At 49.6% G+C, this 12,648-nt stretch carries 8 protein-coding genes and 2 tRNA genes; 6 read left to right on the forward strand and 4 right to left on the reverse strand.

From position 1 onward, the window contains the following. Nucleotides 1–221: 221 nt before the first annotated feature. The 4 genes from CHB92_RS17500 to CHB92_RS17520 all read right to left on the reverse strand — a co-directional run bounded on the left by CHB92_RS17500 (nucleotide 222) and on the right by CHB92_RS17520 (nucleotide 5,693). A complete protein-coding gene (locus CHB92_RS17500) occupies nucleotides 222–881 on the reverse strand; it encodes a hypothetical protein (RefSeq protein WP_089320536.1) in 660 nt (219 codons plus the stop codon). A 405-nt stretch (nucleotides 882–1,286) separates the two neighbouring features. Beyond that, nucleotides 1,287–2,297 (reverse strand): dipeptidase, encoded by a 1,011-nt coding sequence (locus tag CHB92_RS17510; RefSeq protein ID WP_089320538.1) that lies wholly within the window; start codon nucleotides 2,295–2,297, stop codon nucleotides 1,287–1,289. A 130-nt stretch (nucleotides 2,298–2,427) separates the two neighbouring features. Then, entirely contained in the window at nucleotides 2,428–4,878 is a 2,451-nt protein-coding gene (locus CHB92_RS17515; protein ID WP_089320539.1) for an outer membrane beta-barrel family protein, read from the reverse strand. A 275-nt stretch (nucleotides 4,879–5,153) separates the two neighbouring features. Continuing rightward, complete coding sequence (locus tag CHB92_RS17520) at nucleotides 5,154–5,693, reverse strand: RNA methyltransferase (protein ID WP_089320540.1); 540 nt, start codon at nucleotides 5,691–5,693, stop codon at nucleotides 5,154–5,156. A gap of 294 nt (nucleotides 5,694–5,987) precedes the next feature. Here CHB92_RS17520 and mutS point away from each other — a divergent pair, with 294 nt between their 5' ends. From mutS to CHB92_RS17545, 6 genes are all read left to right on the forward strand, one after another. Then, nucleotides 5,988–8,615, forward strand: a complete 2,628-nt coding sequence (gene mutS / locus CHB92_RS17525; protein ID WP_089320541.1) for a DNA mismatch repair protein MutS — start codon at nucleotides 5,988–5,990, stop codon at nucleotides 8,613–8,615. Between the two features lie 288 nt (nucleotides 8,616–8,903). Next, nucleotides 8,904–8,976, forward strand: a tRNA-Gly gene (locus CHB92_RS17530). Nucleotides 8,977–9,055: 79 nt separating this feature from the next. Continuing rightward, nucleotides 9,056–9,140 (forward strand) — tRNA-Leu (locus tag CHB92_RS17535). Between the two features lie 965 nt (nucleotides 9,141–10,105). After that, nucleotides 10,106–11,254, forward strand: coding sequence for a class I SAM-dependent methyltransferase (locus tag CHB92_RS17540; RefSeq protein WP_089320542.1), 1,149 nt, complete (start codon nucleotides 10,106–10,108; stop codon nucleotides 11,252–11,254). 159 nt (nucleotides 11,255–11,413) lie between these two features. Further along, complete coding sequence (locus CHB92_RS26315) at nucleotides 11,414–11,548, forward strand: hypothetical protein (RefSeq protein ID WP_258179100.1); 135 nt, start codon at nucleotides 11,414–11,416, stop codon at nucleotides 11,546–11,548. A 480-nt stretch (nucleotides 11,549–12,028) separates the two neighbouring features. Next, on the forward strand, nucleotides 12,029–12,648 hold a 620-nt coding region (locus CHB92_RS17545), incomplete at its 3' end, for an IS3 family transposase (RefSeq protein ID WP_144266339.1).

The following is a 12,648-nucleotide window of genomic DNA, read 5'->3' on the forward strand; positions in this document are numbered from 1 at the left end:
GGAGAGGCAGCAACATTCGATTCATTCACCTGGAATGGAGCAGAGAGCGGTAAGGGGCTCCCGGAGCCGCTAATTTCTTGAGTTTAGGAATGCTCGAAGCGGTTAGCTGTGGCGGTAAGTGACGTTAAGCCCTGAAGTGAGTTGGATACTTGAAGCAGGCAGATTGCCTAGCATAAATGGGGTACAACTTTTGGAGGGCGTTTCCTTGGTTAAAGTACCGGCTACTTCCAGAGGTCAGACGCTTTGCGGGCCATCCGGAAAAAGACATCGCGCTCCAGCCCGGCAACCTGTCTGGCCTCGCACTCAGAGTAGCCATTCTCCATTGCATTCAGGTAGTCGTAGTAGAGCTGCGCCAGCTCCAGGGAGTCATCCTCAAAACACTCGGCCAGCTCTTCCCGCACGATCTTTTCGGGTTCAAAGATCTTGGAGGGGTACAACTTGTCGAGCTGGTAAATGATGTACTTCTGCCGTGTTTTGTTCGGTTTGCCCCCAAAAAGCTGCTCGATGGGCAAATCTTCGTCCTCATCGTCATAGGCCTCCAGGTCGTCCTCCACCGCCAAAGGCTCATACACAATAATGTCATGCCCTGTTAGCTCCAGGTATTCCCCGAACTGCTCTTTGATAGGGATCAGGGTAGGGGTGTCATAAGGCTCGTTCAGGATGTTAGCCATGTGCAGCGCGATCTCCTTGCCTTTTTCGCCGGCAGCAATCAGGATCTGGTTCAGCTGGCTGAAATCGCAACCCAGGTACACAAACTTGTACTCGTCATCCAGCACGGTAAAGCACCAGAGTGTGATAAACTCGGTATCATCTATCACTACCGTGTCAATGTAGAGTTCATTGATCTGTACGTAGTGTGGCGAGTATTCCTGAGCATCCATGGGCTTACGGCTTATGGTTTACGTGATGGCCTGTGCGGCGCAATATCAGATACTATTCAAGCGTATACGGGGTTTGGTTACGTATGGCAAACAATCTATATATAATTTTAAGCCACAGGCCTTTCAGCCTGGCCCGCATTCGCCACCAGAGGGGGAAGTAATGGATGCTTACGTGCGTTTTAAATAATTGTTTTACAGTTGTTTATGCAGAGAGGGGCGTGCTGTTGTTGTTGCTGTATCTTCTGTTATAAAATCTTCACTAAAATTGAAAAAAGTTTGGCTTTTTCCTGTAAACGTGCAGAAGGCCTTTCATCTTGCCTTTGAAACAGGATAAAATCGCCTAACAAGTGGTGAACCAGGGATGGTGGCTGTTCCCAACAGTACTTATGGCAGGCAGAGACTTGGTTAAGACCAGATGCGTTGGATAAAATTAGCAGCGTTCTGATAGGCCAGCTTCTCTAACTGTTGTACTGAGAGTAAAGGTCTTAACCGACTAAGCAGGTAATTGTAGCTGGTGCCTGCCTGCTCATGCTCTTTGTGATAGAAAGGAAAGCGGCTCGGGTCGGGATGATCGGCCGTATAGAAGTAGTCGGCCCCAAAACAGAGGGCATCTGCTGCGCCTTTGCCAATACCATGCAGGATGTGGTGCAGCAGGGCGTCGGGGTCATCTGTATGCAGGAATGCACGCAGAAAGTTCATGCCAATCAGGCCTTTCCGGTGAACGATCTCCTGCACCAGCTCATCGGGCAGATTACGGTTATGGGACCAGATGGTTCTGAAGTTAGAATGGCTGGCGATAACAGGAATATCTAAACGCTCCTGGTCGATGTGGGTAAGGATGTCCTGCGCCAGGGCATCGCTGGTGTGCGACAGATCTACCGCAATGCGACGGCCATGCAGGTAATCGAGCAGCATTTTGCCGTCGCGGGTGATACCGTGGGAAGCCATGTTGCCGCCACCAAAGCGGTTAGCGGTGTGGTGGGTAAGGCTGATGTACAGTATCCGTTCGCAGTCTGCAATGATTCGCTCCAACTTCTTGAAGCCTTCCTCCAGTGGCTCGTCCTCCTCACAAAAGCCGGCAGCGTTTTCGATCGCCGCCACCATGCCGATCCTTTCTTTGGAGCTCATCGCCTGGTGCAGGCTCTCCACGTCTGTCACCGGAAGCAGGTTGTTGTCGTCTGTGGCTAACTGCTTGTACATGTCGCGCTGCAGGGCGGCGAAGTTTGTACTGCCAGGCGCCGCCGCAGAATAAATGGCCATGACCTGCAGCTTTACATTCCCCTCGGTAAGCGCAGGCAAGGCACAGCCAATCTCCTCCACTTTCTCCGGGGAGGCACCGGGTACGTCGGTCAGGTACACGAGCAAATCGCAGTGCAGGTCCACAACCGGGAATAGAGGCAGTTGGGCGTCATTCATGATTCATGAGTTCTGTTGTTTGGACTGTTAGAGGTACGGTGAAAGGAAACAGGAAGGTGCTCTTGCCCTTGTCTTCTCCCTTTTTTCCGCCTCAGGATCAGTTAAGACATTGCCTCGATTTATATAGTCCTTAAAAATCAAAGTCCTCCCCGCCGCCCTGGTCATCATCATTCCGACGGTTGCGCTCTCTGTTATCCTCATTATTGAGGCGGTAAGTAAAGCCCAAGTAGATGATCCGGCTTTGGCGTTTGTTATTACTCACAGACCGGAAGACCCCCTCCTCGTAGCTTACAAAGTTCCACTCACGGGTGTTAAAGATGTCTGAGACACGCAGGCTAATGGTTCCCCTTTTATCCAGTACGTCTTTGTTGATGCCCAGGTCAGTGCTGAACAGTTGTTCCATACGGCCTTGTATGGTCGCCTGGGGTGCCCGGTAAAAAGCATTGACCTGTATTTGCCAGTCGTCCCACAGGGTCATGGTAGAGTTTAGCCGCGAGCTCCAGGTAAGCTGGCTGTTGCTCAGCTCTGTGTCGCCCTGCGAGTCATTCAGCTCTGTTCTGTAACCGGACACGCTTCCGTTTAAGCGCCACCATTTGCCTACCGAGTGCGTCGCGCCTATCTCCACGCCATAAGACGAGCCGCTGGACAGGTTCAGAAAGGTTGTTTCCAGGCGGGTATAGGTTTCACCGTTTTCTGTGACAACTGCCGGTCTTCGGAGTCGCTGTATCTGGTCGGTGGTGTGACGGTAAAAGGTGCTGAAGTTGAGGGAGGAGTTATCCCAGTAGCGCAGGTAGCCCAATTCCAGCGAGTTGATGAACTCGGGGTTCAGGCGGGGGTTACCAAAATCCACATCAAACTTATCGGTCCTATCCACGAAAGGGTTTAGGTAGCGGCTTCTGGGTCTGTTAATACGCCGGCTGTAGCTGAACTGTACTTTATTGTCTTCGTTGATGTCGTGGGTAATGAACAAGCTTGGGAACAGGCTGAAGTAGTTGTTCTCGTACACCATGTCCTGCGTGCGCTGGTCTGATGTGGTGAAGGTTTGCTCGGCCCGTAAGCCCACCTGATAGCTGAAGCTTTTGTACTTGTTGCTGTAGTTGGCATAGGCCGCATGCACCTGCTCGTCGTACACAAAGTGATTGCTGATCGTGTCGTTAAACACAAAGTCATTTATTTCATAGTTGTAGTCGAAAAAACGTGTGTCCTCATCCAGCCGCTGAAAGGAACTGCGGAAGCCGGCTTCCAGGTTACTGTTCTCCGAGATGGGGTGGATGTAATCGGCTTGTGCCGTAAAGCGGGTGTTCTCATCGTCCGTCAATGTGTTTTGCCTGATCAGCACGCCCAGGTCGTCGTCTTCCCATTCGCTTATTTCATCATCTGCGTTGGTGGCGTACACTAAGTCTGCTGTTAATTCCTGCCCTTTTCGCTCAAAGGTCTGGCGATAACCCAGGTTAAGGTCCATGTTATAGCCCTCCTCGCTGTCTTTTGAAACACGGGTGCGGGTGTCAACCAACTCGCGGTTTTCGTCTAGAAAGCGATACAGCAGGTCACCGGAGCCTTCCTCATCTTCTGTGCGGTAGAAGACAGAGGCTGACAGGGCCTTTTTAGGCGTCAGCTGGTAATCAGCGCCTAGCCGGAAATTATGGGAAAGGTCCAGGTTGTCCCGTTCCCGCACCTGATCCAGGAAAGTATAGGGGAGGTCATCGGTATAGTAGGTCGTGAAGTTGGAGCTGACGCCGGGGCGTGTTCTGTGCCTGAAATCGTAGCCACCGCTAATAGACCACTTATCCACCTGATAGTTAAGGTTCAGAGAGGTGCTGTAGTTCTCGTAAGTGCCCACGTTTACGGAGGCAGAGCCATTCAGCCCTGGTTCTCTTTCCTCTTTCAGGATCAGGTTGATGATGCCTGATGTTCCCTCCGGGTCATACTTGGAAGAGGGGTTGGTCACGAGCTCTATGCTTTCGATCAGGTTCGCCGGAATCTGGTCCAGGCTCAGGTTTGCCAAGGAGGTACGTTTGCCATCTACCAGGATGGTAACGTTAGAGCTACCGCGCAGGCTCACGTTGCCGTCAATATCCACGGTAACAGAGGGCACGTTTTGCAGCACATCGGCCACCGTTCCGGTTTTGGAGGCGATGTCCTGGCTCACGTTTACGACCCGCTTGTCCAGGTCATACTCTACCAAATCGCGTTGCGCCACAATCTCTACCTCGTCCAGGCGGGTATTGCTGGTCTCCATGGTAATGGTACCCAGTGCTACCGAAGGATAATCAGCCGAAACGGTAATGTTCGTGACATACTTGGTAGGGTAGCCCACCAAAGAGGCCCGTAGGATATACTTGCCGAAAGGCACGGGCTGCAGCAAAAACTTACCGCTGATGTCGGTGGTAGCTCCGGCGACAACGCTAGAGTCGCGGGGGGTGAGGAGTACGACGTTGGCAAAGCCCAGGGGCGTTTTCTGAGGTCCTTCTACCACAATGCCGGTTACATTGCCTCCGACAGGCGTCTCCTGTGCCCACAGGTGTAGCGGTAGGGAGAGGAGAAGAAGTAAGAGTATGCGTTGGTACTGCTTAATTTTCATAGTTATATGGTGTTTGTGCTCGGAGTGTAGGGCCACAGGACCCTGCTAGTAATACGTTGCCTTCTCGTATAGTTACCGCTGGTGTTTTTAACAGGAAGGCACACTAGTGCGACTGTTGAAACAGGCTGAGGTTTAGTCCCAGGTCAAATTTTTACCATATTTAAAGGCTATAGGAGGAACAGCCTGCCGTTCCCCTTGTTCAGAACTGGCCAAAGAAAAACCTCTCAGTAAGGCGTTTACTGCCCCGCTGAGAGGTTTACCTGCTGCGCGTGAGCTTAGGCTTCCTGAGCCAGTGTTTTGCTCAAAAAATCCCACACGACCACACCGGTAGCCACAGAGATATTTAGCGAGTGCTTGGTGCCGAACTGTGGGATTTCGAGTACCATATCAGAGGTGCTTACCACGTCCTGCTCCACCCCAAACACCTCGTTGCCCAGCACAAAGGCATAATGCTGCCCCGGCTCTGGCTGAAAGTCATGGAGCATGGTGCTGCGCTCTGCCTGTTCCACAGCGCATACCTTAAAACCATCTACCTGCAGGCGCTTTACCAGTTCAAGGGTATCAGGCACGTGCTCCCAGTCCACAGACTCTGTCGCACCCAGCGCTGTTTTCTCTATGTCACGGTGCGGGGGCTTGCCGGTGATGCCGCACAGGTACACTTTTTCCGCCATAAAGGCATCGGCAGTACGGAAAACAGAGCCCACGTTATTCAGGCTGCGCACATTGTCCAGTACCAAGACTAACGGTATTTTTTTCTTATTTTTGAAGGCTTCAACCGAGTCCCGGTTGAGTTCGTCCATGGAAAGTTTACGCATTATTTTTGTGATAAAAGACACAGGACAAAAGACTTTATGGTAGAGGAGACCTGTGTAAGTGCAAAGGTCCGGCAGATTGTACAGAAATCAAAAGATCGCCAGTCTTAGATTCAGAAGAAACGCTCTCTAGGGAATGCCTGATAGAGGGCATGGGGACTAAGATATCTGTTAGCATAAAGTAGTCATATTCCCCTCCTTAGAGGGGTTAGGGGTGGGTTCATTGTTTTGAGCCACATCCATTATAAATTATAACTCATAATTGGAGGTAGCCATGCCTCCGACAAAGTATACAGTATGAAAGGAGAAGGCAAAGGCACAGTAACCCCTTTGATGAAACAGTACAATGCCATCAAAGCGAAGCATCCGGGGGCGCTGTTGCTGTTCAGGGTAGGGGACTTTTACGAGACCTTTGGCGAAGATGCCATCAAGGCCAGTAAAATACTGGACATCGTGTTGACGAAACGGGGGAACGGCTCTGCCTCTGAGACGGCTTTGGCCGGCTTTCCGCATCATTCCCTGGATACCTACCTGCCCAAGTTAGTGCGGGCCGGAGAGCGCGTGGCCATTTGTGACCAGCTGGAAGACCCCAAATCGGTGAAAGGCATCGTGAAGCGGGGCGTAACTGAGCTGGTAACGCCTGGGGTTTCTTTTAATGACCAGGTACTGGAAAGGCGCAGTAATAATTACCTGGCGGCCGTGCACTTCGGGAAAACAGAAACAGGCATTTCCTTCCTTGATGTCTCTACCGGGGAGTTTATCACCGCCCAGGGGGATAAGAATTACATTGGTAAGCTGCTGCAAAGCCTGGCCCCGGCCGAAGTACTGTTCTGTAAGCGCGAAAAAGAGACCTTTACCGAGCGTTATGGACCGGACTTCCGCTACTTTGCTTTGGAAGAGTGGGTCTTCGCCTACGACTTTGCCTATGAGTCGCTGACACGGCAGTTCGGTACCACTTCGCTCAAGGGCTTTGGCGTAGAAGGTATGCCGGAGGCTATCATCTCAGCGGGTGCTATCCTGCATTACCTCTCCGAAACGCAGCATAAGGAGGTGAGCCACATTGCCACCATCTCCCGCCTGGAGGAGGACAAGTATGTGTGGCTGGATCGCTTCACTGTGCGGAACTTGGAACTGCTGTTTCCGCAGCACCAGGAAGGTGTTCCCCTGATTAATGTACTGGACCAGACGGTAACGCCAATGGGTGCCCGCCTGCTGAAGAAGTGGGTGGTATTGCCACTCAAGGACGTGGCGCAGATACGCCGCCGTTTAGACACGGTAGAGGCCCTGACACAGCACGACGAATTGCTGGATGAGCTTTGGCAGCACCTGAAGCAGATCAACGACCTGGAGCGCCTGATCTCTAAAGTGGCGGTACGGCGCGTAAACCCACGGGAACTGGTACAGCTAGCCAAAGCGCTGGATGCGATTCAACCCATCAAGAAGATGTTGGCCGCCAGCAGTATTCCGGCCTTGCAAAAGCTGTCAGACCAGCTGGTGCCTTGTGACGGACTGCGCGAAGAGATCAAGCGGGTGCTGAAGCCGGAGCCGCCGATGCTCACGAATCAGGGTAACATGATTAACGACGGAGTGCACGCGGAACTGGACGAGCTGCGAAAAATTGCTTTCTCCGGGAAAGACTACCTCGCTCAGGTGCAGCAACGCGAGATCAAGAATACCGGGATTAGCTCTCTCAAGATTGCCTATAACAAGGTGTTCGGTTATTATCTGGAGGTGAGCAATGCGCACAAAAGCAAAGTGCCTGGCTCCTGGATACGCAAGCAGACGCTGGTGAATGCCGAGCGCTATATCACGGAGGAGCTGAAGACCTACGAGGAGAAGATCCTGAACGCAGAGGATAAGATCTACACCATTGAGTTCAGCCTATTTAACGAGCTGGTACTGCATGCGATGGACTATGTAGCCCAGGTACAACAGAATGCCAAAGTGATCGGTGTGATCGACTGCCTGAGCTCTTTTGCCAGCATCGCCCTGGCGAGCGACTATGTGAAGCCGGAGGTCAGCGACAGCCATGTGCTGGACATCAAAAAAGGACGCCATCCGGTTATCGAGAAGCAGTTGCCGCTGGGGGAGACCTACGTGCCGAACGACATCTTCCTGGATAACGAGCAGCAGCAGATCATCATTATCACTGGGCCGAACATGGCTGGTAAGAGCGCCTTGCTGCGCCAAACAGCCCTGATCGTGCTGATGGCCCAAATCGGCTCTTTTGTGCCGGCAGAGGCTGCTAAAGTGGGTATTATCGATAAGATCTTCACGCGTGTGGGCGCTTCGGATAACCTGTCGAAGGGGGAGTCGACCTTTATGGTGGAGATGACCGAGACGGCCAGCATCCTGAATAACCTTTCGGACCGCAGCCTGGTGCTGATGGATGAAATCGGGCGCGGTACCAGTACCTACGATGGTATCTCGATAGCTTGGGCCATTGTAGAGCACCTGCACAACCATACGAAGCACAAAGGAAAGACTTTGTTTGCCACGCACTACCACGAGCTGAACCAGCTGGCCGAGGACCTGCCCCGCGTGAAGAACTACAACGTATCGGTGAAGGAAACAGGCGGCAAAATCCTGTTCATGCGCAAGCTGGTAGAGGGAGGCAGCGAGCACAGCTTTGGCATCCATGTGGCACAGATGGCGGGTATGCCGAACAGCGTAGTACTACGTGCTGACGAGATCATGCACCACCTGGAGAAGGAAAAGGTTTCGGAGCAGGCACCCAAACAACGCTTGAAGTCGGCCCCGAAGAACGACTACCAACTCAGCATGTTCGAGATTCACGATCCGAAGCTGGAGCGGGTAAAAGAACTCATGGAGCAGCTTGATATCAACACCATTACGCCTGTGGAAGCGCTGTTGAAGTTGAATGAGTTGAAATTGTTGCTGCAGAACGACCCGGTAGCGCGCTAGTGTTAGTGTAGCGGCTTAAAGTTTTAAGGCCTTTTAGGGCTTCTGTTTCTTGAGCAGGAGGTACTAAAAGGCCTTTTCTTTCTCCTTTAAGGTAGGTATTGGTAACGCAGAATGCCTAAAAGGTTGGGGTTGGAAGAGCAGGGTGAATACGCTTTAAAATTTTTGTGGCTGATAATCAGGAAGGAAGGGGTGGTGGAGGATTTTTTTTAGAGAGAGTATTGACAAGTCAGATTTTGTCTCTATATTTGCATCACTAAATCACTACGGCGGTTTAGGGAAAACAAAAAAGCGGGAATAGCTCAGTTGGTAGAGCGCGACCTTGCCAAGGTCGAGGCCGCGGGTTCGAATCCCGTTTCCCGCTCAGCAAAAGATAAACAAAGACGTTGTGCTCGCAACGTCTTTGTTTTTTGCGGAGTACACTTCAGGAAAGCCTGAAGGTTGCCGGGATGGTGGAACTGGTAGACACGCAAGACTTAAAATCTTGTGGCCGCTTAGGCCGTGCGGGTTCGATTCCCGCTCCTGGTACTATATTATATGAAAAAGGGCTGTAAGTTAAATACTTACAGCCCTTTTTTGTTTTGCGGGGAACAAAATTTAGAGGTTATTTAGAGAGTACTGCTTTACCGTTTGTCTGTATTGCTGGCTTGCCCTTCTGGTCCTTCCTTCTCCAACTGATCAAGCAAGAATATTTATAGTCCTGCTCTCTTACTCTGTAAAGTTCAGGTACGAGGTAGCCTTATAGAAATGAAGGGCATTTATCATTTCTTCTCTCACACCAGGAGTAAGGGTAAAGGGGATAGTTGCTGCATCTTTAAGGCCTATATTTTTACCGCTTGTCAGGGCTCTGTTCCTTATGCTCAGGTAACGCGTCTAAGGCCGCATCTGGGTAAAGCAGTTCGGGTCAATCTTCATGTCCCGTTATCTTTGCTGTATTATAAGCGTTTACACAAACTTCTCCTGTGCCCTTGTCCACGTAACAGGACCGCGTTGGCTGTCCATTAAAGTGATCTAACTTTTTTGTTGTCCTTTTGCTTCTTCTGCAATTACCTTCATGCTTTCAGGTTCTTGCGCGTTGGCTTTCATCTTTTGTGTTTCTTGGTTGCTTGTAAAAGAGCTGTTCTTTCTCATAGTAGCTCATGCTCTTACTTTCCGTTGTTGCCTGCATCAGTTCTTTAACATGCTCGCTGCATAGCTGCTCATAGCCCTTTTCATAGTCAAAAGCTTTATCATATATCCTGCATAAGTGCCCTGTCTTTGCGCTGTTTGTCTGCCCATCGTGCGATGGTGAGTTTCGGAGCCTTTGAGAATTTACATTCTCCTATTGCCTTACCTTTTTCTTTACAATGACATACCTCCAATCCTTTTTACGGCAGAGTTGTTTTCTCAACTAAATCGCTAACTTAGCTTCTATAAATCAACTGATTAATATGCTTATGCAGTAGTCTCTCAACAGTCTTGCATGTATGCTTTAACATCAATCAACCCTTCCAATGGAAAATGTTTTAAAGATTCTAAAATGCCCAATCAGTAACCAAGTTTTGGTTCCTTCTCAACTCTCGGGCTTGGCGGACAACAACACGCTTAGGCTAAAGGAAGAGTTGGCAACTATTGAGGACGCCTTAAACGAGAAGTGGGACCAAAAAGGCTTAATTACTCCAGACAGAAAGTACTTTTACCCAATTATCGATAACATCTTTATACTTCTTCCCGAACTTTGCATCACCTCTACAAGCCCCCAGGTTTACGATACAAAGTGGGACAGGCAGCGCGTGCAAATGTTTTACAACCAGTTTGGGTGGAAGAAAACAGCAGACAATGAAGCCTATGAGGATACAAAGATATTTGTAGACCAGCGGGAGATAGCAAAGGAGTATCAGGTCAGAGCCGAGGAAAGAATAAAGCAGTACCTTTCTTCAGGTACTTATTTGCTTGATATTGCTTCAGGAGCTCTGCATAACGAGCGTTATCACAACTTCTCAAGGAACTACCAATACAGGGTTTGCATAGACTTTTCTATTACAGCGCTTATAGAAGCAAGGAAGAACATAGGAAGTAAGCATGGCATCTTTATCTTGGGAGACATCACTAACATTCCCTTACAAGATGATGCTTGTGACAATGTAATCTCCCTACATACACTTTATCATGTTCATAAGGATAAGCAGGAAACAGCTTTGAAGGAATTAGTCAGAGTATGCAAACCGGAAGCAAACATAGTGATTGCCTATAACTGGGGATGGCACTCGTTGCTTATGAATATATCCCTCCTACCTACCAGAGCAATAAAGATGATTAGGAAGATTATAAATGACAGAATGCAAAAATCGCTTCCGAAAGATCAGTTAAAACCTACTTTATACTTTTATCCCCATTCAATGTCCTGGTTTAATAAGGTTAAGGCTGGTAACTGGCACATAGAGTACAATTGCCAGAAAAGCCTACATGTGGACTTCATAAGACTGTACATCCATCAACAGCTAGGAGGAGAGCATATTTTAAAAGCTATTTCTGATCTGGAAGATAAGTACCCTAATTTTTTTGGAAAATATGGGAGTTTCCCTTTAATTATAATCAGAAAGAAGGACTCAATTGGGCTTAAAGGTAAGACAGATAAGGATGTTAGTGAAGCAGTTGCTTAAAATGGAATAATCAGGAAATTCTCTGACTGTTTAATTATGCTAAATGTGAGGCATTTCAATTAACTAAACCCGATTATACCATAACTACGCAAGGCAAATCGTCAAAAACAAGCTAAGGTTACTAAACCTGGCCTAGGTGCTGATTAACGTGTCCCAGGCATGCAAGGTGACCGGACACAGCAGGGACTTTTTCTGCCGCTTCAGCAGAACTACGAACAGAACGGCGCACCAGGCCTGCGGAGACAATCGCTCAAAGAACCGGAAAGAACAGGCGTGGAAGAAGCGGCGGTGTAGCCATCGAGCAGCCAGCCTTTGGGCAGCTAAGGGCCTCTAATAAGCTAAAGAAGAAAGGCATTTTCACTTCCCCCCTAGGGGCGCTCAGTAAGGCTGGGTCTAACCGAAGCGCAGATGGTGGCCCTGGAGAGCCCTGAGCCTGTGCCTGGAGCATTACTACAAAGAGTGTTCGCACGCAGGCAGGCACTGCTTCGGCCGAATACCCTGTCAGAAGCTGCGCTGTCCAAGGAGAAGACGCTCAATAGCTAGGGGAGGTCTATATAGCATTATTTTAGGACCTGCTCCTTCACTCAAATTATCGTTGTTCTAATTAATCTCTATTTTAAGGTGAACTCGGGAATTACTGAGTTAAGAATCAAATGTTTTCACAAACAGAAAGGCTAAGGACTAGGTAGAAATATTGCTTCATGTTTCACCTATATCTGGAGTTGCTAGCTTTAATTGGATAGAGAGTTAAGCGAAAATTAATAACTTAACACTATGTCACAAGAGAGGAGAAATTTCGACAAGGAGTTCAAGCTGATGACTGTAGAGCTCAGCAAGAGCAGGGAGAGCATACAGGAGCTAGCCAAGGAGCTGGGCATCCGTGCTGAGCTCATCTACCGCTGGCGCCCTGAGTACTTAGAAAAGCCAGAAGGCAGTTTTACAGGCCATGGAAAACCCAGGCATACGCCAGAGGAAGCAGAGATAGCCAGGTTAAAGAAACAGCTCCGAGACGTGGAGATGGAAAGGGACATCTTAAAAAAAGGCCATCAGCATCTTCTCCAGGGGAGACGGGAAATCTACAGGTTTATAGCCTGTCAAAGCTCCAGATTCCCCGTTGACAAGATGTGTGAGGTACTTAAAGTCAGCAGGAGCGGCTACTATAGTTCTTTAAAAGGGACAGTATCAAAAAGAGCCAAAGAAAACCAGGAGCTACTGTCTCTGATCAAGCAGGAGCACAAGAAGAGCAGGCAGCGCTATGGTTCACCCAGGATAAGCCAGGCCCTGAGAGCCAACCAAGTCCAGGTTTCAAGGCCAAGGGTAGCCCGGCTGATGAAACAGGCACAGATCAAGGCCAGGATGGTAAAGAGATTCAGGGTAAGCACAGACTCAAAACA

Source organism: Pontibacter ummariensis (assembly GCF_900188175.1).
Taxonomy (GTDB): domain Bacteria; phylum Bacteroidota; class Bacteroidia; order Cytophagales; family Hymenobacteraceae; genus Pontibacter; species Pontibacter ummariensis.

Bases quoted from the DNA above. Each gene is read 5' to 3' on its own strand.
- CHB92_RS17500 (WP_089320536.1), bottom strand. From the start codon at position 881: ATGGATGCTCAGGAATACTCGCCACACTACGTACAGATCAATGAACTC.
- CHB92_RS17510 (WP_089320538.1), bottom strand. From the start codon at position 2,297: ATGAATGACGCCCAACTGCCTCTATTCCCGGTTGTGGACCTGCACTGC.
- CHB92_RS17515 (WP_089320539.1), bottom strand. From the start codon at position 4,878: ATGAAAATTAAGCAGTACCAACGCATACTCTTACTTCTTCTCCTCTCC.
- CHB92_RS17520 (WP_089320540.1), bottom strand. From the start codon at position 5,693: ATGCGTAAACTTTCCATGGACGAACTCAACCGGGACTCGGTTGAAGCC.
- mutS (WP_089320541.1), top strand. From the start codon at position 5,988: ATGAAAGGAGAAGGCAAAGGCACAGTAACCCCTTTGATGAAACAGTAC.
- CHB92_RS17540 (WP_089320542.1), top strand. From the start codon at position 10,106: ATGGAAAATGTTTTAAAGATTCTAAAATGCCCAATCAGTAACCAAGTT.
- CHB92_RS26315 (WP_258179100.1), top strand. From the start codon at position 11,414: ATGCAAGGTGACCGGACACAGCAGGGACTTTTTCTGCCGCTTCAGCAG.